The organism is Burkholderia stagnalis, from assembly GCF_039848545.1.
Taxonomy (GTDB): Bacteria; Pseudomonadota; Gammaproteobacteria; order Burkholderiales; family Burkholderiaceae; genus Burkholderia; species Burkholderia stagnalis.
Window position 1 is genome coordinate 2302239 of sequence record NZ_CP156685.1, and the last position, 22331, is coordinate 2324569.

Genomic DNA, 22331 nt, shown 5'->3' on the forward strand with positions numbered 1-22331 from the left:
CGGATAGTCGAGAATCGTCACGGCGGCAACCGATGGTTGCTGGACGTCCGGTTCCGACGGACGACGACAGCCGGGCCGCACGCCCACACCGTTCAGATCGCCCAGTCTTCCAGCGCCAACCCGGCGACCCGGCCGAACTCGCGCGTATTGTTCGTCACCAGCACGGCGCCGGCGGCGATCGCATGGCCCGCGATCGACGAATCGTTGGCGCCGATCGGCGTGCCGCGCGCCGCGAGATCGGCACGCACGGCGCTTGCCGCGTCGATCGCCGCCGTATCCCACGGCAGCACCCCGTCGAGCCGCGCGACGAACGCCGAGACGAGATCGGCGTGCTTCGGCGATGCCTTCCTGCCGATCGAGCCGAAACGCATTTCCGCATACGTGACGGCCGACACGACGATCCGGTGCTGCGCGTCGACGCATGACTGCAGCCGCGACAGGACGGCCGGCGGCCGCTCCCGCATGATGAACGAACAGATGTTCGTATCGAGCATGTAGAGCGTCGTCACCGGCCGGACTCCGTCGGCACGTCGTCGGGGCCGGACAGATCGACGCGGCCGGATTCGACGACGTCCGTGCGTTCGCCGAGGAAATCGGCATCCGCGAGCGGTTCGCCGAGGAACGACGCCCACGACGGCCGCACGGGGCGCAGCAGCAGCGTGTCGCCCTCGCGGCGAATCTCGAGCTCGGTCACCCCTTCGAACTCCATGTCCTTGGGGATGCGGATCGCCTGGTTGCGGGCGTTCTTGAAAATGGAAACGGTGCGCATGATCCACCCCGGAGATAAACGATGCACCCATTCTAGGCATATGCCGGCATATGTCAATGTGTTCATCCGGGGTGTCGCCGCGAGTCGTGCCTGTTCCATGCGATGCCTGTCATCGTTGCTTGCTCATGCCTCGCATTCTTCACGCCTGCCCGCCGCGTGTCGATCAGCCGGACGGCCAACGTCCGGCTTCCGGGCCGCCGCCGTTCACGGCAGCCTGAACGTCTCGAAGAAGGTCTCCCGGTCGATCATCGTCAGCGCCGCGCGCTTGTGCGGGAAATCGAACTCCTTCACCGTATGGAACCCGAGCCGGTGCATGTACGCGATGTGCCGCACGTGATCGACGCGCGGCTCGCCCACCAGCCGCTGCGTGCGCGGCTCGTCGACGAACATGTAATGCAGCACCCCGCTCCACCACGCATGCAGCTTGCCCGCGCTCTGGAAGCGCGAATCGCCGATCAGCAGGTGCAGGCCGCGGTCGTAGTCGTGCGCGTCGTAGAACGGCGCGAGGCGGTCCTCCTTCGCCCAGTAGAACTCGAAATAGCCGAACGGCGTATCGTCGAAATAGCCGATCATCGGGTGCATGTGCGGATCGGCGAGCCGCTCGGCCAGATATGCCGCATGCTCGTCTAGCGTGCCACGCTGGTCCCAGAAGTGCGCGACGCGGTCGAGGTTCATCCAGCCGCTGAACAGCTCGGCATGCGCGTCGACGTCGACCGTGCGCAGGCTGAACGTCATGCCGACCTGCGGCATGTAGCGGACGTACACCTCGCCGGGCACGCTCGGCGGGCGCACCGGATGGCGGCGCTCGTTGGTGACCGCATAGCGCAGCGGCATGCCGCCCGAGCCCGGCGCCTTCAGCCACGGCTGCGGATGCTGCCAGAACGTCGCGCGCGACACGCGCAGGTGCAGCCGGCCGTCCACGGGCCGCGCGTCGTCGATCACGCCTTCGCGCACCGCGCGCCCGACATAGGCCGCGACGGCCGCCGCGTCGGTGCCCGCCAGCGGCACCGCGAGCGTCGCGTGCGCGCGCCGCGTCTCGGTGTTGAACAGCGCGACGAATTCGGCGAGCAGCGCGGCCGGCGGATCGTCGGGCCGCCACGCGTCGAGCACGCGATCGACGTCATGCGCCGTGCCGGCAGGCGCCGCGCCGGCAAAATCGATCGCCACCGCGGCCGCGTCCTCGGCCGCCTGCGCCGGATCGGCGAGGTTCGTCAGCGTGTCGTTCATCACAGCGCTCCCGCGTCATGGCGATCCGCGAGGATTTCAAGCCCCCGCTCGAGCGCCGGAAACAGGCTGCGCTCGAAGTTGTTCCAGCGCAGCTCGAGAATCGTGTCGTCCGGTGCGATCGGCGTGTCGAGCACGTCGCAGATCACCTCGCCGGAATCGATGCCGTTGTCGACGTAGTGGAACGACGCGCCCGTCATCGTCACCGGCTCGATCGCCGACGTCGCGCCGCTCGCCCAGTCGACCCGCTCGCCGCGCCCGCCGTGCAGCGCATCGAGCGTCGCGTACGCGCCGCGCCGCTGGAACGGCGAATCGTCCGCGGTGATGCCCGGGTGGATGTTCGCGATGCGCCGGTGAAAGCGCGCGCCGGGCCGCACCAGTTCGTCGAGGATCACGAGCAGCCCGTCGAGCACGACCACGTCGGCGTTCAGCTCGAGCAGCCGTTCGAGCAGCCGGCGCTCGAATGCCTGCTTGCCCGCCGCGCGCTCGCGCGCGTCGCGCGGCAGCCGGCGGTACGTCGACGGAATCGCGCAGAACAGCTCGTCGACCGGCCGCCCGTCGACCGTCAGGCCTTCCGGCAGCAGCCACGGCCGGCCCGGCGTGCGCGCGAAGCCGTAGTCGGCCACCTTCGCGCGGTCGGCGGGCGAGCCGTCGTCGTCGTCGAAGATCACGCCCGCGAGCGTGTAGCGCTCGCCGAGCGCCGAGTGGTTGAGCCGCTCGACGAGGAATTCGAGCGGCGCCTTCATGTAGCGCGTGCCGCCCTTGTACGCAACCGGCTGCCCGGCGCGATCGGCCGCGCCGTTGCGCAGCGACAGGATGTAGACGAGATTTTTCTTCGGCATGGGATCGTGATGAGGAAAAGGACGGCGCCGCCGCGGCCCGCGCGCACCGGCCCGCGAAGGCCGGCACGCGCACGCCGCGGCGCGCGGCGTCACCAGTTGTATTTCGCGGTGGCGACCACGGTGCGTTCGTTGCCGAACAGGCAGACCGACGACGACTGGCAACCGCTGATGTAGTGGCGGTTGAACAGGTTCGTCGCGTTCACCGCGAAGCGCCAGTTGCGCGTGTCGTAGTGAATCGCCGCGTCGTAGAGCGTGTAGCTCGCCACCGACAGCGAGTTGTCCTGCGCGCCGGCCGACGCGCTCTGGTAGCGCACGCCGCCGCCGAGGCCGAAGCCCGCGAGCGGCCCCGTGTGCCACGTCCAGTCGGCCCACAGCGACGCCATCTGGCGCGGCCGCGGGATGTCGACCGGCCACTTGTCCAGCGACGCGTCGTTCGCCTTCACGTTCTTCACGTCCTGATAGACGTACGACGCGATGATCGACAGATTCGGCGTCACCTTGCCGGTCGCGCTCAGCTCGATGCCGCGCGAGCGCACCTCGCCCGTCTGCACCGACGTCGTGTTCTGCGGATCGAGGCTGGTCGGCGTCGGCGTGAGCACGTTGGTCTGGTTGATCTGGTAGATCGCCGCGTTCAGCATCAGGTTCTTGCCGGGCGGCTGCCAGCGCAGGCCCAGTTCGACCTGCTTGCCGCGCGTCGGCAGCGGCAGCCCGCCACCGAACATCTTCACGCCGATCAGCGGATTGAACGACGTCGCGTAGCTGACGTACGGCGACAGCCCGTAGTCGCCCTGATACGTGAGGCCCACGCGCCCGGTGAACGCGGTGACGTCCGCCTTCGACTGCGTGCCGCCCGCGCGGTCGTCCTGGCGCATGTTCACCCAGTCCTCGCGGCCGCCGAGCGTCAGCGTCCAGCGGTTCCAGCGGATCTGGTCCTGCGCGTAGACGCCGAACGTGTTCATCGTCGTATACGTGTCGGTGCGCCCCGTCGCGCTCGGATCCGCGAACACCGCGCTCGTCACGGGCGTGTAGACCGGGTTGTAGATGTTCAGCGTCGGCGCCGCCGCGATCCATTCGCTGTCGGTCGAGGTCTGCCGGTTGTACTGGAAGCCGAGCAGCAGCGTGTGCTCGAGCGGGCCCGTGCCGAAGCGCGCCTGCACGTTGTTGTCGATGTCGAAGCGGCTGTAGTTCATCTGGAACAGCCCGGCCCAGCGCGAGATGTCGGTCGTGCTGCCGTCGACGAAGCCCGCGCCCCACACCGAGCCGTTGTCCAGCGACAGGCGCATGTAGCGCACGTTCTGGCGGAACGTCCACATCGAGTTCAGGTTGTGCTCGAACTGGTAGCCGAGCGACCACTGCTTCTTGCGGTAGTGGTTGAAGTTCGGGTCGCCCGAATACACGTCACGATCGAGCTGGCCGTTCGGGTTCGGCAGCACCGTGCCGCTCGCGGGCAGGAAGTTCGACGAGATGTCGCCCCAGTCCTGCAGGTAGGTGGCCGCCACGGTGAGCGACGTGTCCGCGTTCGGCCGCCAGCGGAACGACGGCGCGAGCGCGACGCGCTGGTCGTTGTTCGGGCCCGTCACCGCGTTGCCGTCGCGCGCGACGCCGACGAAGCGGTACGCATACTTGCCGTCCGCGTCGAGCTTGTCGCCGACGTCGATCATGAACTGCTTGCGCGCGTAGTTGCCGAGCTCGACGCCCGCCTCGCGCACGCGCTCGCCGTTCGCGAGCTTGGTCTGCACGTCGACGATCGCGCCGGGGTCGCCCGCGCCGTACAGCACCGACGTCGGCCCGCGCAGCACGGTGATGCTGTCGATCATGTATGGATCGACGCGCCAGCTCGCGAGGTTGATCGTGTTCGGCACCTGCAGCCCGTTCACGTACGCGGTCGGCGTGAAGCCGCGCAGCGCCGCGTACCAGTCGGAGCGGTTGTCCGAGCCGTACGACGAGAAGCCCGGGATGTAGCGCAGTGCCTGGTTCACGTCGGTCGCGCCCGTCATTTCGATCTGCTGCGCGGTGACGACGTTGATCGTCTGCGGAATCTCGTTGATCGGGGTGTCCGTTTTCGTGCCGGTCGTGCTGCGCCGCGCGACCAGCCCGACCGTGCCGTCTCCTTCCGACGCCGCGTTGACGCTGATCGCCGGCAGCGTGCCGGACGGCGCGCTACCCGCCGCCGCGGCGTCCGCCTTGGCCGTCGCGCCGGGCGCCGCCTGGGCCATGGCCTGGCCCGCCGCCACGTAGAACGCCACGCTTGCCGCGGCTGCGATCGCACGCCGACGCGTGCCTGTTGCCCACTCCATCTTCTGTTGCTCCACTTGTTTGGCGGCCTCCCGGCCGCCCCTTTGTCAAAGAGCGACGGCCAGCCGGCCGGCGCTCACCCCGATGTCATGTCTGGTCTGTTGTGTGCGGGCGTCGCCGCCCGGCTGCGCGAGTGCGCTTTCGAGCGACGCGCAGATTTCGTCCGCCCGGCGCGCGAGCACCGACAGCAGCGTGTCGGACAGGCCGTGGCTGTCTTCGCACGCGCCCTGCAGGTAGATGCGCGGCGCGAAGTGCGCGGGCGTCGCGAGCTGGTAGTCGCGCGTCACGTCGCCGCGCGCGAGCGCGTCGCCGAGATGCGGCGCGAGCCCTTCGAGCAGCGCCGAATGGGTGTCGCGCCGGTAGCCGGTCGCGAGCACGAGGCCGTCGAAGCGCTCGGTGTGCGTGGCGCCGCTCATCCGGTCGCGCAGCGTCAGCTCGATCTGGCCGGTCGCGGTGCGCACGGCGGCCTCGATCGCGCGGTTCGCGAGCAGCGCGTGACGCGGCGCGCCGTCGATGCGCTGCAGGTACAGCATTTCGTAGATCTGCTCGATCAGCGGCCGGTCGACCACCGCGTAGTTGGTGTCGCGATAGCGTTCGAGCAGCGCGCGGCGCGCGTCCTGCGGCTGCGCGTAGACGACGTCGGTGAACGCCGGGCTGAAGATCTCGTTGACGAACGGGCTGTCGTCGGCGGGCTTCAGCGCGCCCGCGCGCATCACGAGGCTCGCGTCGACGTGCGGAAAGCGCCGCGCGAGATCGATGAACACCTCGGCGGCGCTCTGCCCCGCGCCGATCACCGCGATGCGGCGGCGCTCGCCGCCTGTGTCGCCGGCCAGCCGGCCGACGTCCGCGAGATACGTCGACGAATGGATCACGCGGTCCCGGCCGAGCGCGGCGAACGCGTCGGGAATCGCCGGCGTGCCGCCCACGCCCACCGACAGCGCGCGCGTGACGCGCTGGCGCTCATGGCCGGCCGCGTCGCGCGACAGCACGCGCAGCGCGTCGATCTGCTCGCCGCTGCCGCGCACCGGCTCGATGCCGGTGACGGTTTCGCCGTAGTGCACGTCCTCGTCGAACGCGTCCGCGACCCAGCTCAGGTAGTCGTGGAACTCGACGCGGGTCGGATAGAAGTTCTTCAGGTTGATGAACTCGTTCAGCCGGCCGCGCTGGAACAGATAGTTGATGAACGTGTAGCGGCTGGTCGGGTCGCGCATCGTGACCAGGTCCTTCAGAAACGAAATCTGCATCCGGCAGTCGTCGAGCAGCATCCCGCGATGCCAGCCGAACGCCGGCTGCCGCTCGATGAAGCACTGCGCGAGCCCGCGCGTGCCGCTGCGCTCGGCGAGCCGCACGGCGAGCGCCAGGTTCGACGGCCCGAAGCCGACGCCGATCAGGTCGAATACGTTTTCTCTCTGCATGTCTCTCAGCTCCCTTGTCGGTGAAACCGGCGCGTCATACGTGACGGCCGGCGAAAAATGCCTCGCGCAGCGTGTGCATCCACAGCGGCTGCGCATCGGCCTGCGGCAGGCGGCGCTGCCGCGCGAAACCGTGGCGCGCGAGGTGGTCGGCGAGCCGCGCGTGGCCGGCCGGCACGGCGCAGCCGACCGCCTCGGTGCGCGGATCGTCGAGGAACAGGTAATGGACGACCGACGGCAGCCAGCCGGCGACGCGCTGCGGCCCGCGCCAGCGCGGCGCGCCGACCAGCATCCGCAGCCCGCGGTCGTGGTCGCGCGGCGCGACGTGCGGCGACAGCGCGTCCTCCTTCAGCCAGTACGCCTCGAAATACGCGAACGGTTCGCCGTCGAAGCAGCCGATCAGCGGCGTCACGTGCGGGTCCGCGCCGGGCATCGCGCCCACCGGCGCGCCGGGCCAGCCGGCCCGCACGCGCGGCTCGTCGAACCAGCGCGCGAGCCGCGCCGCGTCTTCGGTGGGCTGCCAGCCGCGCAGCATGAAGCGCACGCCGAGCGCCGGCAGGTCGCGCGCATAGACGTCGCCGCGCGGCGCAGGCGGCCGGCGCGGATGGCGCAGGCCGCGGGTGAGCGTGTAGAGCGTCGCGCACGGCGGGCGGACATCGACGAGCCACAGGTCGGCCTGCTGAGCCCAGCCGTCGCGCAGGCACAGGCCGCCGTCGGCCAGCACGCCGCTTGCACGCAGCGCGTCGAGCGCGGCCGCCGGCCACGCGGCCGTATCGAGCCGCACCGACGCGCGGCCGTCGCCGTCGGCGAACGCGGCGGCCAGCGCGGCCAGCAGCGCGCGCCGCTGGTCGGCCGGCGCCGCGCGATGGTTGTAGGCAACGAGCCGCAGCGCGCCGTCGTCGGTCAGTTGCGCACGCAACAATTGCGCGCCGATGCCGTCGCCGTGCGCGACGCGAATCTCCGCGCCGTCGCGCGTGGCGAACAGGTCGCCCGCCAGCGCGAGGCGGAACGTGTCGATCGCGGTCAGCCCGTCCGGGCGCACTTCAGCCAGCATGGCGCACCTCCGTTCCCGTCTGCGCGCGGGCGTCGAGCCGCGCGCCGAGCGCGGCGAGCGTCGGCGCGGCGAACACGTCGGCGATCGCCAATGCATGGCCGGCGCGGCTCGCGGCATCGACGAAGCGCACGACGTCGAACGACGTCGCGCCCGCGTCGAACAGGTCCGCTTCCGCCGCCGGTGCGGCCGACGCGAAGGTGTCGGACCACAGCGCCGCGAGCGCGGCGGCCGTTCGCGATGCGGGCGCATGCGCCGGCGTGTCTGCTTCGGCGAGCGTCGGTTCGTCCGCGAGCCGTGCGTCCGGCCCGCCGAGCGCCATGCCGCCCGCCACCGCAAAGCGCTCGACCTCGTCGCGATACGTATCGACGAGCGCGTCGACGAAGCGGCCGTCGAGCAGCTCGTTCGCATACGAGAACGCCGCGCTCACGCGGCCGTCCGGATGCTCGACGACGTCGAGTTCGAGCGTGAACACCACGCGGTGCCGCACGTCGTCGAACCCCGCGAGCGACAGGCCCGCCCAGTCGCGCGCGGCCGCGCCGGTCGAGCGCAGGTAATTGAACATCACCTGGAACAGCGGATTCGCGGCCGCCGCGCGCGGTGCGCCGAGCGCGGCGACCACGTCCGCGAACGGCACGTCCGCATGCGCATAGGCGGCCAGCGCCGCGTCGCGCACGCGCGCCAGCACGTCCGCGCGGCGGTCGGCCGCGTCGAGCCGGGTGCGCACGACCACCGCGTTGATGAACAGGCCGAGCGCGTCGCGTGCGGCGTCGCCGGTCAGCTCGCGCGTCGACGCGAGCACGCCGACCGGCTGGTCGGCCGCGCCCGTCGCGCGGAACAGCGCGGCGTTGAGCGCCGCGTGCAGCAGCATCGGCAGCGACGCGTGCGCAGCGGCCGCGGCATCGCGCGCCGCGCGGATCAGCGTCGCGTCGAACTCGAACGCGGTGCGCGTCGCGCGCCATTGCGGGATGGCGGGCGCGTCGGCGCGCTCGGGCACGATGCGCCGCGGCAGGTTCGCGAGCACGTCGCGCCAGTACGCGACCCGCGCGGGCGCGCCCGCCGCCGGCAGCACGAGCGGCGAATCGGCGACGGCGGCTGCCGCCGTCGCGTTGCTGCCCTGCACCCGCGCGACGTAGCGCTGGCGGATCGCATCCAGCCACAGCTCGATCGATTCGCCATCCGACACGATGTGATGGATCGCGATCGACAGCACGTGATCGTCCGCGCCGAGCCGCAGCACACGGACGCGCCACAGCGGCGCGTCGGCGCCGAGGTCGAACGGCGCCAGCGCGTCCTCGTCGGTCAATGCCGTGGCGCGCGCGAGCGGGTCGGCCAACGCGGCGAGGTCGATCACCGGCAACGCGACCGGCTGGGCTGCGTCGATCCGCTGGCCGGGTAGCGCGCCGTCGCGCACGACGAGCCGCGTGCGCAGCGCCGGATGGGCCGCGGCCGTCTCCGCGAACGCGGCGCGCAACGCATCGACGTCGAGCGGGCCGCGCACGCGCAGCGCGACCGGAATGTTGTACGCGGCGCTGTCCGGCTGCGCGCGCCACAGGAACCACAGGGCCCGTTGCGCGGGCGACAGCGGCCACACGCCATGCGCGTCGGGCCGCAGCGCGACCGCGCCGGCCGCGTGCGCGCCGTCGTGCGCGGCGCGCGGCGCATCGGCCACCTGCCGCGCATACTGCGCGAGCACCGGCGCCTCGAACAGCGCGCGCACCGGCACGTCACGCCCGAGCCGCTCGGCGACGCGCGTCGCCACCCGCACCGCGGCGAGCGAATGGCCGCCGAGTTCGAAGAAATGATCGCCGCGGCCCACCCGCTCGACGTTCAGCACATCGCGCCAGATCGCCGCGAGCGCGGCCTCGTCGCCGTCGTGCGGCGCCTCGTACGCGCGTTCGACGCGCTGCGGCGCGGGCAGCCGCGCGCGGTCGACCTTGCTGTTCGCGTTGCGCGGCAGCGCGTCGAGCACGACGATCTGCGCGGGCACCATGTAATCGGGCAGCGTGCGGCGCAGGTGCGCATCGAGCGCGGCCGCATCCACCGGCTGCGCGGCCGCGCGCGCGTCGGCGGTCAGCTCGACGTACGCGACGAGCTGCGCGTGCCCGCCCTGCCCGTGCACGACCGCGCACGCTTCGCGCACCGCGTCGTGCGCGGCGAGCTGGGCCTCGATCTCGCCGAGCTCGATCCGCAGCCCGCGCAGCTTCACCTGATGATCGACGCGGCCGATGAAATCGAACACGCCGTCCGCGCGGCGCCGCACGAGGTCGCCGGTGCGATACAGGCGCGCGCCGGGCGCGCCGTAAGGATCGGGCACGAAGCGCTCGGCGGTGAGCGCGGGCCGGTCGAGATAGCCGCGCGCGACGCCGATCCCCTCGCCGCCCAGGTACAGCTCGCCGATCACGCCGACGGGCAGCGGATGCAGCCGCGCGTCGAGCACGTGCGCGGTGCGCGCGCCGACCAGCGTGCCGATCGGCAGGTAGGCAGCGTCGCCGAGCATCGCGAGATCGTCGCCCGGGCGGAACATCCACAGCGTCGGCGTGATCACCGTCTCGGTCGGGCCGTAGCCGTTGACCACCCGCACGTTCGGCAGCGCGCGGCGCAGCATCGCGAACGCCTCGCGCGAGGTCGCCTCGCCGCCCACCGTCAGCGAGCGCAGCGCGGGCGGCGCGCCGTGCGCGAGCGCCCATTCGGCGAGCTGCGCGGCGCAGCCGGGCGGCACGTAGGTCATCGTCACGCCGTCGCGCACCATCATCGCGCAGGTCTGCGCGGGCGGCCACAGCACGTCGGCCGTCACCGACACCGCGGCGCCCGACATGTATTGCGAAAACCAGCCCTCGTGCGCGCCGTCGAAGTTGACCGACTGGAACAGCAGGAACACGTCGTCCTCGCCCGCGCCATAGCGTGCGGCGATCGCCGCGCAGTGCAGCGCGAACGACGCATGGTCGACGATCACGCCCTTCGGCTTGCCGGTCGAGCCCGACGTGTAGATCGCGTACGCGGCATGGCCCGGCAGCACGTCGGGCAGCGCGACGTGCGCGAGCTCGTCGAGCACGTCGATCGCGTCGGCGCGCCAGACGCGCAGCGACGGCAGCTCAGGAAGCGCGGCCGCGCTGCGTGCGTCGGTCAGCACGTGCGCGATGCGCGCGTCGCCGACGATCTGTTCGAGGCGCTCGCGCGGATGCGCGGGATCGAGCGGCACGAATGCGGCGCCGGATTTCAGCACCGCGATCAGCGCGACGAGCAGGTCGACCGAGCGCTGCAGCGCGACGCCGACGCGCATTTCCGGGCGCACGCCGGCCGCGACGAGCTGGCGCGCGAGCCGCGCCGCGCGTGCATCGACTTCGCCGCGCGTCAGCGCGCGATCGATGTCGGCCACGCCGCGCGCGTCGGGCCGCGCGTGCGCATGCGCGGCGATCCGCGCGTGCACGGGGATGAACGGTTCGCTGGCGATCGCGTCCGGCGCGGCGTTCCACGCGAACAGCTGCGCGCGCTCCGCTGCCGGCAGCCAGTCGAGATCGCCGACCGGCAGCTCGGGCCGCGCGAGCGCATCGGCGAGCAGCGTGACGAAGCGCTGCGCGAGCCGCGCGATCGCATCGGCGTCGAACAGGTCCAGCGCGTAGATGAACGCGGCGTCGAACGTGCCGGACGGCGTCGCCTCGACGCTGAGCGTCAGGTCGAATTTCGCGGACGGCGTGCCGGACGGCAGCACCGCCACCGCCGCCGAGTTTTCAAGTGCTCCGAGCGGCGGCAGCGCGCGGCGCTCGCCGTAGGCGGCCATCACCTGGAACAGCGGATGGTGGCTCGCGCTGCGCGGCACGCCGAGCGCGTCGACCACCTGTTCGAACGGCACGTCCTGGTGCATCTGCGCATCGACCAGCGCGCGCTGCGTGCGGGCGACGAGCGCCGCGAAGCCGTCTTGCGGCGCGACGTCGACGTCGATCGCGAGCGTGTTGACGAAGAAGCCGATCAGCCCGGCCGTTTCCGCGCGCTCGCGGTTCGCGGCGGGCACGCCGACGCAGATCCGCGCATCGCCGGTCGCGCGCGCGAGCAGCGCGTCGAGCGCCGCGAGCAGCACCGCGAACGGCGTCGCGCCCGATGCGGCCGCGAACGCGCGCAATCGCGCGGCGAGCGGCGCGTCGAGCGCGAACAGATGGCGTGCCCCGCGCGCGCTGCGGCGGGCCGGCCGCGCGGCCGCGCCGGGCAGCGTCAGCACGCCGCGCTGCGGATCGAGCCGCGTGCGCCAGAACGCGAGCTGCCGCTCGCGCTCGCCGGCGTCGAGCCAGCGGCGCTGCCACAGCGCGTAATCGGCGTACTGGATCGGCAGCGGCGCGAGCCGCACCGGCGTGTCGGTCGCGTACGCGCGGTAGAACGCGGCGAGTTCGTCGAGCATCACGCCGGACGACCAGCCGTCCGACACGATGTGGTGCACGGTCAGCGCGAGCACGTGATGCGTCGCGTCGAGCCGGATCAAGTGCGCGCGCACGAGCGGCGCGACGCCCAGGTCGAACGGCTGCGCCTCGTCCGCCGCCGCGACCTCGTCGGCGCGCGCGGCCCGCTGCGGCGCGGCGAGCGACGACAGGTCCGTCTCGCGCCACGGGCAGCGCAGCGGCGCGTGGATCGTCTGCGCGACGCCGTCGGCCGCTTCGTCGAAAGTCGTGCGCAGCGCCTCGTGGCGCGCGATCAGCGCGTCGCACGCGAGCCGCAGCGCATGCGCGTCGAGCGGGCCCGTCAGCGCGAGCCGCTCGGTGATGTGGTACGCGTCGCTTGCGTCGATCAGCCGTTGATGCAGCCACATCCGCGTCTGCGCGAACGACGCCGGCACGCGCTCGCTGCGCGGCGTGCGCGGCGGAATCGGCAGCACGCGGAAATCGATGCCGGCCGCGCCGAGCTTGTCGATGAACACCGCGCGCTGCGCGTCGGGCAGTTGCGCGAAACGCGTCGCGAGCGCCAGCCAGTCGGGTTGAACCGTCGTCATCCGTCGTCCTTATTGAATTTCCAGTTCGCCGAGCAGCGCATCGATCGCGCTCGCCGCGTCGGTCGCGCCGCGCGCCGCGCAGGCCGCGTCGATCGCCTCCGCGCAGCGCGCGAGCGTGCGAGTGTCGAACAGCGTGCGCAGCGGCAGCGCGAGGCCCCAGTGCAGGTTCGCCTGCGCGTGGGCCTGCGTCGCGAGCAGCGAATGGCCGCCGAGCAGGAAGAAATCGCCGTCGCGGCCGATCGCGTCGACGTGCAGCACGCGCTGCCAGATCGCCGCGAGCGCACGCTCGGTGTCGGTCGCGAGCATCACTTCCGTCGCGGCTTCGCGCACCGGCGCGGGCAGCGCATGGCGATCGCACTTGCCGTTCGGCGTGACCGGCAGCGCGTCGAGTTCGATCAGCTGCGACGGCACCATGTAGGCCGGCAACTGCGCGCGCAGCGCGTCGAGCAGCGCCGCCGTGTCGAGCGTCTGCGAGTCGCCGTGCGCGACATAGCCGACCAGCTGCTCGTCGCGCACGATCACGACCGCGTCGTGCACGCCCGGCGCCGCGCGCAGCAGCGCCTCGATCTCGCCCGGCTCGATGCGCTGGCCGCGCAGCTTCACCTGCGTATCGACGCGGCCGAGGTAGTCGAGCGCGCCATCCGCGCGGCGCCGTGCAAGGTCGCCGGTGCGGTACATGCGCGCGCCCGGCACGAACGGATCGGGCACGAAGCGTTCGGCGCTCAGGCCCGGGCGGCCGAGATAGCCGCGCGCGAGGCCCGCGCCGGCCAGGTACAGCTCGCCGGTCGCGCCCGCCGGCACCGGCTGCCATGCGGCGTCGAGCACGTGCAGTTGCAGGTTCGCGATCGGATGGCCGATCGGCACCGCGTGCGCGTGCGCGTCGGCCGGGCCGCAGGTCCAGTGCGACACGTCGATCGCCGCCTCGGTCGGCCCGTACAGATTGACCAGCGTCGCGCGCGGCAGCAGGCGCGCGACCTTCGCGACGAGTTCGGGCGCCAGGGCCTCGCCGCTCGCGACGATCAGGCGCACGCTGTCGCATTGCGCCGCGGCGCCGAAATCGTCGAGATGCGCGGCGAACGCGGCGAGCATCGACGGAACGAAGTGCAGCACCGTTACGTGATGCGCGTGGATCGCGGCGGCCAGGCGCGCCGGATCGCGATGGTCGCCGGGCGCGGCGATCGCGAGCGTCGCGCCCACGGACAGCGGCCACACGAATTCCCACACCGACACGTCGAAGCCGAACGGCGTCTTGTGCAGCACGACGTCGTCGCGCGTGAGCCGGTACGCATCCTGCATCCATGCGATCCGGTTCGCGAGCGCGCCGTGCGTGTTGCCGGCGCCCTTCGGCTTGCCGGTCGAGCCGGACGTGTAGATCAGGTACGCGAGCTGCGTGTCGACGATCGCGGTGGGCGCGACGGTGGTGTCCGGTGCGGCGTCCTGCGCGAGCAGGTCGGACACCGTCAGCAACTGCGTGCCGGCCGCATCGCCGAGCGCGGCTTCGACCTGCGCGCGCAGGTGCGCCTGCGTCAGCACGACCGCGGGCCGCGCGTCGCGCAGCAGGTATGCAATGCGCTCGGCCGGATAGTCGGGATCGACCGGCAGGTACGCGGCGCCGGCCTTCAGCACGCCGACGAGCGCGGCCACCATGTCGAACGAGCGCTCGACGCACAGCGCAACCGGCGTGTCGGGCTGCACGCCATGCCGCCGCAATGCGGCCGCCACGCGCGACGTGCACGCATCGAGTTCACGGTACGTCATCCGGTGCATGCCGCCATGCGCGTCCGCATATTCGAGCGCGATCGCGTCGGGCGTCGCGCGCGCCGCCGCTTCGAACTGCACGTGCAGCGGCCGTTGCCGGTCGGCCGGCCACGTGCGGGCAGTCGCCTGACGCTGCGCGAGCGCGTCGCTGATCGACAGCGCGCCGAGCCGCGCATCGGGCGTGCGGGCCAGCGCGTCGAGCGCGCACGCGAACGCGCGATGCCAGGTCTCGACCTGCGCGGCGTCGATCCGCGCGGTGTCGTAGCCATAGTCGATCGTCAGGTCCGCGCCGCTCTCGATCACGAGCGTCAGCGCGAAATCGGTCGACTCGATGCTGCGGACGTCGTGCAGCGCGAGCGCGCGCGGATCGTCGCCGCCGTCGGTCGCTTCGACCGGGTAGTTCTCGAACACCACCAGCGTGTCGAACAGCGCCCCGCCCGCGCCGCGCGCCCAGCGCTGGATGTCGGCGAGCGGCGTGTGCGCATGCTCGGCCGCCGCCGCGTTGTCGCGCTGCAGCGCCTGCAGCCAGTCGGCCGCGCGCTGCTGCGGCGCGGGCGCGGTGATCACCGGCACCGTGTTGATGAACAGGCCCAGCACTGCGTCGACGTCCGGCAGCGCGTCCGGGCGGCCCGCGACGGTCGCGCCGAACGCCACCGCCGGCTGGTGGGTCATCCGCTGCAGCGCGAGCGCCCACGCGCCCTGCACCAGCGTGTTGACGGTCAGCTTCAGCGCGCGCGCCGCGTGGGTGACGCGTGCCATCGCGTCCGTGCCGATCGACGCGCGCCACGTGACGACGTCGGCCTCCGCACGGTCGGCCGTGCGCTCGGCGATCAGCGTCGGCGCGTCGAGCCGCGCGAGGCGTGCGGTCCAGAAGCGTTCGTCCGCATCGCGGTCGCGCTCGCCGAGCCACGCGATGAAGTCGCGATAGCGCAGCGCCGGGCGGCTCGCGAATGGCGACACGGCATCCGGGTCGCGATAGTCGCGCAGCACGTCGGCGAGCAGGCGCGCGGTGCTCCAGCCGTCGAGCAGCACGTGATGGCGGGTCCACACGACGCGCCATGCGTCGTCCGTCTCGCGGATCAGCGTGAGCCGCATCAGCGGCGGCTGGTTCCAGTCGAAGCCGCGCGCGCGGTCGGCCGCGAGCCAGGCGTCGAAATCCGCGTCGAACGCCGCGCCGCGCGTGCGCCAGTCGAGCTGCTCGACCGGCTGCGCCGCCTGGCGATGCACGCGCTGCAGCGGCGCGGCTTCGTCCGGCATCACGCTGGTGCGCAGGATGTCGTGCCGCGCGATCGATGCGTCGAACGCGGCCGCGAGCCGATCCGCGTCGAGCCGCGTCGCGGTCGCGACGAGCTGGTTCACGTAGCTCGCGTGGCCGGGCGCGAACAGCGCATGGAACAGGATCCCCTGCTGCATCGGCGACAGCGGATAGACATCGTCGATCGTGCGCCAGTCGAGCGGCGCGCGCTCGATCGCCGCCTGCGTGAGGCCTGCGCGCCGCGCGAGCGGGAAATCGCCCGGCGTCGCGCCGCCGCCGCGCCGCGCGACGCGTGTCGCGCATGCATCGACGAGTTCGCGCAGCGCCGCCGCGAACCGCGCGGCGAGCGCGTCGATCGTCGCGCGCTCGAACTGCGGCGCGCCGTACACCCAGTGCAGCTTCAGCGTGCGCGCGCCGTCGTGGCCGTCGTCCAGGTACGCGTGGATCGCGAGCAGGTTGCCGAGCGGGCCCTGCGGGTCGCGCTCGACGCCGGCGCCGCCGAAGCGCGGCACGAGCGTCGCGTCGCGCGGCGCATCGAACTGGCCGAGATAGTTGAACGTGACGCGCGGGCGCGGCACCGCGGCCAGCGCCGCGCGCGTCGCCGCAGCGCCGTAGTGCGCGAGCACGCCGAAGCCGAGGCCCTTGTGCGGCACCGCGCGCAGCGTGTCCTTGATCGCGCACAGCGTGTCGCACGCGCTCGCCGCGATCGGCAGCGACACCGGATAGTGGCTCGTCAGCCAGCCGATCGTGCGGCTCGGGTCCGCATCGTCGAACAGCGCCTCGCGGCCATGCCCTTCGAGTTCGACGCGGCACGATGCGGGGGTTTGCACACCGTCGCGCGCGCCGGTCAGCGCGATCGCGAGCGCGGCGGCGAGCAGCTCGATCGTCTGCGTGCGGTAGGCGGCGTGTGCGTCGGTCAGCGCCGCGCGAGTCAGCGCGGCGTCGATCGTCTGCACGACGACGGCCGCGTCGGCGTTGGTGGCCGCCGCGTCCGGATGGTCGGGCGCAAGCTCGTCGCCGTGCGCCATGCCGGCCCAATATGCGGCTTCGTTGGCGAACGGCGATGCCGGATCGGTCGCCGCCTGTGCCAGCCGCGCGGCCCACGCGTCCGCGCGCGGCCCCTGCGGCGCAAGCCGCACCGGGCGGCGCTCGCAGGCCGCGCGGTATGCGGTGTCGAGGTCGTCGAGCAGGATCCGCCACGACACGCCGTCGACGATCAGGTGATGGATCGCGACGAACAGCCGCGTCGCGCCGTCCGGCAGCCGCGCCGCGCACGCGCAGGCGAGCGGGCCGCGGCCGAGGTCGAGCCGGCGCTGCAGCGCATCGAAGCGCGCGAGCGCATCGGCGTCGTCGCGCGCGGCGACTTCGACGAACGGCAACGCGTCGAACGCGCGCGGCGCATCGTCGGCCCGCCATTCGCCGGTCGCGCCGCGCAAGAAACGCTGGCGGAACGCGTCGTGATGCGTCAGCAGCGCATCGAACGCGCGCGCGAATGCGTCGGCGTCGAACGCGCCGCGCACGTCGAACGCGACCGCCTGGTTCCAGTGGCCCGGTTGCGGCACGCCGAGCGCGAAGAAGCGCTGCTGCGCGGGCGTCAGCACGCGCTCGATGGCGGCGGCCGACGCGGAGGATGCGGGCGCGGACGTCGCTGGCTGCACCGAGCCCGGCGCGGCCACCGCTTCCGTCTTCGCGACGCGCGCCAGTTCGGCCACCGTCGGGCCGTCGAACAGCTGCTTCGGCGTGAAGCGCACGCCGCGCTTGCGCGCACGGGCAATCACCTGCAGCACGAGGATCGAATCGCCGCCGAGTTCGAAGAAGTTGTCGTCGCGGCCGACGCGCGGCGCTTTCAGCACGGCCTGCCACACTTCCGCGAGCGTGGTTTCCACCGCGCCCTGCGGCGCGTCGCCGCCGGTGGTCGCAACGGGTGCCGCAGCCAGCGCGCGCAGCGCCGCGCGATCGATCTTGCCGTTCGCGGTCACCGGCAGGCGCGGCAGCGCGACGATCTGCGCCGGCACCATGTAGTCCGGCAGCGTGGCCGCCAAACGCGTGCGCAGCGCCGCTTCGTCGAACGGCGCGCCGTCGCGTGCGACGACGAACGTGACGAGCCGCATGCGGCCGTCATGCTCGAGCGCAAGCGTCTCCGCCTGCGCGATGCCGTCGGCCGCGCGCACGGCCGCGCTCACCTCGCCCGGCTCGACGCGATAGCCGCGGATCTTCACCTGGTCGTCGATGCGGCCGAGGAAGGCGATGCGGCCGTCCGCGCGCAGCCGCACGCGGTCGCCGGTGCGGTACAGGCGCGCGCCGGGCGTGAACGGATCGGGCAGGAAGCGTTCGGCCGTCTGCCCCGGCCGGTTCAGATAGCCGCGCGCGACGCCCGGCCCGCCGAGATACAGCTCGCCGGCCGCGCCGGCCGGCACGCATGCGCCGAACGCGTCGAGCACGCAGGCGCGCGCATTCGGCAGCGGGCGGCCGAGCGGCACGCCGGCCGCCGCGTCGCGCGCGTCGGCGGCCATCGACGCGGTGTCGCATGCCAGCGCGCCGACGGTCGCCTCGGTCGGCCCGTAGTGATTGATCACGCGGCACGCGGGCTTCAGCGCGGCGAGCCGCGCGACCAGCGCCCACGTGAGCGTCTCGCCGCCCGTCACGAGCGCATGGCTCGGCAGCACGTCGGCCGGAACGCGTGCTTCGAGCAGCGCCTGCAGGTGGCTCGGCACGATCTTCAGCACGCCGACGTCGCGGCGGCGCATCTCGTCGGCGAACGCATCGGGATCGAACGCGCACGACGCCGGCAGCAGATGCAGCGTGCGGCCCGCGCACAGCGCGCCGAACAGCGTCGTGTGGCCAAGGTCGGCCGCGACGGTCGACACCATCGCGAACGACGCGTCGGGCGCGAACGCGAGTTCGTCGAGCATCCCCTGCACGTAGTCCGCGAGCGCGCGGTGCGACACGACCACGCCCTTCGGCGTGCCGGTCGAGCCCGACGTATAGATCAGGTACGCGCCCTGCTCGGCGTGCGGTGCGATGCGCGTGCCGGCCGCGTGCGCGAGCGTCGCGTCGGCCGCCAGCGCGTCGACGTCGAGCGGCTGCGCATGCGTGTCGGCCGGCCAGGCCGCGCCATCGGCGACGAGCGCCCAGCGCGCGCGGCAATCGGCGGCCGCCGCGGCCAGCCGCTCGGCCGGCTGTGCCGGGTCGAGCAGCACGGCCAGCGCGCCGGCCTTCAGCGCGCCGAGCAGGCCGACGACGAAGCGCGCGGAGCGCTCGATGCACACGACGACCGCTTCCTCGGCCGCCGTGCCGCGCAGCTGCAGCGCGCGGGCGATGCGGTTGGACGCGTCGTCGAGTTCGGCGAACGTCAGCGACGCGGCCGCATCGGCCAGCGCGACGCGATGCGGATACGCGGCGGCCTGCCGCGCGAACGCCGCGACGATATCCGCGTGCTCGGGCGTGAAGATGCGGCCGTCGCGCGGCTGACGTGCTTCGTGTGTGCCATGCGCACCATCGCACGGCAGCGCCGCGACCGCGCGCTGCGGATCGCGCGCGGCCGCCGCGACCAGCGTCGCATAGCTGTCGAGCCATGCGCGCGCGGTGGGCGCGTCGATGCAGTCGGTCGCATACGCGGCGACGAGTTCGATGCCGCCCGCATCGTCGGTGAAGTCCAGTGCGAAATCGAAACGCGCGGCGAGGTCCGGCCCCGGCGTCGCGGCCGCGGTCGCGCCCGGCAGCGCGCTGTCGAGCCGCGCGTCGAACTGCTGCGCGAACTTGACGCGCAGCCATTCGTCGCCGCGCCGCACCGGCGGCTTTACCGCATCGACGACGCGCTCGAACGGCACGTCCTGATGCGCGACCGCGTCGAGCGCCGCCGTGCGCGCCGCGTCGACCAGCGCCGCGAACGGCGCGGTGGGCTCGACTTGCACGCGCAGTGCGACGGTGTTCAGGAACAGCCCGAGCAGCGCGCGGGTTTCCGGCTGCTGGCGATGCGCGACCGGCACCGCGACGACGACGTCGGTCGCGCCCGTCAGCCGCGACAGCCATGCGTCGAGCGCGGCGGCCAGCACCGTGAAGACCGTCGCGTGCGCGTTGCGCGCGAGCCGCCGCACGTCGGCGGCCGCCGCGTCGGGCAGGCGCAGCGACACGCGCGCGCCGTGCAGCGTGCGGGCGGCCGGCGGCTGCCGGTCGACCGGCAGCGCGAGCGTGCCCGGCGCGTCGCGCAGCGCGGCGCGCCAGTAGTCGAGTTGCCGCTCGCCCTCGCCGCCGGCGAGCATCTCGCGCTGCCAGTCCGCGTAGTCCGCGTACTGGATCGGCAGTGCGGGCAGCACCGGCGCGTCGCCGTTCGCATACGCGCAATAGGCGGCCGCGAGTTCCTCGAACGCGCAGCGCGAGCTCCAGCCGTCGGTGACCGCGTGATGCGCGGTGAGCATCAGACGATGGCGGTCGTCGGCGAGCGCGACCAGCGTCGCGCGCACGAGCGGGCCTTCGGCCAGATCGAACGGCGCGCTCGCATCGCGCTCGGCCAGCACGGCCGCCTGCGCATCGCGCGCGGCCGGCGGCAGGTCGCGCAGGTCGACCGGTGCGATCGGCACCGGCAGGCGCGCGTGAATCCGCTGCATCACGACGCCGTCGTCGTTTTCGACGAGCGTCGTGCGCCAGGCTTCGTGCCGGCCGATCACGTGATCGAGCGCGCGCTGCAGCGCGTCGCGATCGAGGATGCCGTCGATCGTCCAGTGTGCGGCGATGTGGTATGCGGCGCTTGCGTCGCGCGTCTGCGCGAGCACCCAGAAGCGCTGCTGCGCGAGCGACGCGGCCCGTTCGACGAAACCCGCGCCGTCCGCGTGCGCCCCACGCGCCGCGATCGTGGCGACCGGCACGCCGGTTTCGCGCTCCGCGCGATCGATCACGTCGGCCAGTTCGGCGAGCGCCGGATCGGCGAACAGCGTGTCGAGCCGCAGGTTGACGCGCCACTCGGTGCGAATCGCCGCCTGGAGCTGCATCGTCGCGAGCGAATCGGCGCCCAGCACGAAGAAGCGGTCGTCGCGCGACGGCGCGACGTCGAGGCCGAGCAGCGCCTGCCAGATGCCGGCGACGCGTTGCTCGGTGGGCGTGCGCGCCGCGTCGCCCGTGGCGCGCGACGTGCGCGCCGCGGCGATCCGTTCGCGCAGCGCCGCGCGGTCGAGCTTGCCGTTCAGCGTATACGGCAGCGCATCGCAGCGCACGTACTGGTGCGGCTGCCACGCGGCCGGCAGGTGGGCGGCGACATGCGCCTTCAGCACCGCGTCGTCGGCCTCCGTGGCCAGCACGAGACACGCAACGAGCCGCGTCGGCCCGCCGTTCGTTTCGGCGACCACCGCCGCGTCGGCGACGGCCGGGTGCGCGCGCAGGCACGCGGCGATTTCCGCCGGCTCGACCCGCACGCCGCGCACCTGCACCTGGTCGTCGAGGCGGCCGAGGTAGTCGAACGCGCCGTCGTCGCGCAGCCGCGCGAGGTCGCCGGTGCGATAGACGCGCGCGCCGGGCGCGCCGTCCGGATCGGGCACGAAGCGCTCGGCCGTCAGCGCCGGCCGGCCGTGATAGCCGCGCGCAAGGCACACGCCGCCGAGCAGCAGCTCGCCGGCCGCGCCGCCGTCGATCCCGTCGACGCGCGCGACGCGCGGGCCGATGGTCCGGCCGATCGGCAGCGATGCATACGCGTCGTCCGCCGCGAGCGCGGGCGACTCGCCCGGCTCCACCGGCCACAGCATCGGCGAGATCACTGCTTCGGTCGGCCCGTAGCCGTTGATGAGCCGCACCGCCGGGAAGGTGCTCCGCACGAACTCGAACGCCTGCTGCGGCAGCGCCTCGCCGCCGAACGCGAGCACGCGCAGCGCGGGCGGCACGCCGTCGCGCGCGGCGACGGCCGCGAACTCGCGCAGGTACGCGGGCGGGAACGCGGCGACGCTGACCCGCTCGCGCACCATCAGCGCATGCGCGGCGTCCGGCGCGAACGGCTGCGCCGGCGCGACCGCGACGCTCGCGCCCACCGCGAGCGGCGCGAGCCAGCATTCGTGCGCGGCGTCGAAATTGACCGACGCGAAATGCAGCAGGCGGTCGCCGGCCCCGATCGGCAGCGCGGCCGCGAGCGCGTCGCAGTGCGCGGCGAGCGGCCCGTGCTCGACCACCACCGCCTTCGGCGTGCCGGTCGAGCCCGACGTATAGATCATGTAGGCGGCCGCGCGCGGATGCACCGGCGCGTCCTCGTCTTCTTCGGTCGATGCGTCGGCCGCATGCGCGTCGCCGTCGTCGGCCACGTCGAACGCATGCGCGAACGGCGTGCCCAGCGCCGCGCGGCCGGCCGCGTCGACGATGCCGTGCCGCAGGTGCGCGTCGCGCACGATCCAGTCGAGGCGCGCGGCCGGATGGCGCGGATCGAGCGGCACGAACACGCCGCCCGCCTTCAGCACGGCCAGCAGCGCGACGAACAGCTCGCACGAGCGCTCGACGCACACGCCCACCCGCACCTCGGCGCCGACGCCGGCCGCGCGCAGCCGCCGCGCAAGCCGCGACGCGCGCGCATCGAGCGCGCCGCGTGTCAGGCTGGCCGCGGCCGGAAAGGAAACGTCGAGCGCGGGCGCGTCGGGCGCGCGGCGCGCCAGTTCGCGGATTCGGTGGTGCAACGCAGTCGGGAAACTCGTCATGTGCGTGAAGTCCTTCGGGTCCGGCCGCTTCGGCCAAGTCACGGGGCCGCGCTGGGCGGCTTCACTGGTGTGACGAACG

At 73.1% G+C, this 22331-nt stretch carries 9 protein-coding genes; all 9 read right to left on the reverse strand.

Annotation, left to right across the window (positions count from 1 at the left end; all coding sequences use genetic code 11):
* Nucleotides 1-92: 92 nt before the first annotated feature.
* Complete coding sequence (locus ABFO07_RS10705; RefSeq protein WP_081063319.1) at nt 93-509, reverse strand: PIN domain-containing protein; 417 nt, start codon at nt 507-509, stop codon at nt 93-95.
* Complete coding sequence (vapB, locus tag ABFO07_RS10710; protein ID WP_059560630.1) at nt 506-769, reverse strand: type II toxin-antitoxin system VapB family antitoxin; 264 nt, start codon at nt 767-769, stop codon at nt 506-508. Before vapB ends, ABFO07_RS10705 begins: the two co-directional genes overlap by 4 nt.
* Before the next feature lie 204 nt (nt 770-973).
* Nucleotides 974-1996 carry a GNAT family N-acetyltransferase gene (locus ABFO07_RS10715; RefSeq protein WP_059906285.1) on the reverse strand — a complete coding sequence of 341 codons (1023 nt, stop codon included), beginning with the start codon at nt 1994-1996 and terminating at the stop codon, nt 974-976.
* On the reverse strand, nt 1996-2835 hold the full coding sequence (locus ABFO07_RS10720; RefSeq protein WP_059885998.1) for a formyltransferase family protein: 840 nt from the start codon (nt 2833-2835) through the stop codon (nt 1996-1998). The genes ABFO07_RS10715 and ABFO07_RS10720 overlap by 1 nt, the downstream gene beginning before the upstream one ends.
* A gap of 89 nt (nt 2836-2924) precedes the next feature.
* A complete protein-coding gene (locus ABFO07_RS10725) occupies nt 2925-5132 on the reverse strand; it encodes a TonB-dependent siderophore receptor (RefSeq protein ID WP_059886225.1) in 2208 nt (735 codons plus the stop codon).
* Between the two features lie 45 nt (nt 5133-5177).
* On the reverse strand, nt 5178-6545 hold the full coding sequence (locus ABFO07_RS10730; protein ID WP_347467151.1) for a lysine N(6)-hydroxylase/L-ornithine N(5)-oxygenase family protein: 1368 nt from the start codon (nt 6543-6545) through the stop codon (nt 5178-5180).
* A gap of 34 nt (nt 6546-6579) precedes the next feature.
* The gene (locus tag ABFO07_RS10735; protein WP_347467153.1) at nt 6580-7596 is read right to left on the reverse strand and encodes a GNAT family N-acetyltransferase; all 1017 of its coding nucleotides are present in this window, start codon (nt 7594-7596) and stop codon (nt 6580-6582) included.
* Nucleotides 7586-12571: an amino acid adenylation domain-containing protein gene (locus tag ABFO07_RS10740; protein ID WP_347467155.1), complete on the reverse strand. Its 4986-nt coding sequence runs from the start codon at nt 12569-12571 to the stop codon at nt 7586-7588. Before ABFO07_RS10740 ends, ABFO07_RS10735 begins: the two co-directional genes overlap by 11 nt.
* 9 nt (nt 12572-12580) lie before the next feature.
* On the reverse strand, nt 12581-22252 hold the full coding sequence (locus ABFO07_RS10745; RefSeq protein WP_347467157.1) for an amino acid adenylation domain-containing protein: 9672 nt from the start codon (nt 22250-22252) through the stop codon (nt 12581-12583).
* Between the last annotated feature and the right edge of the window lie 79 nt (nt 22253-22331).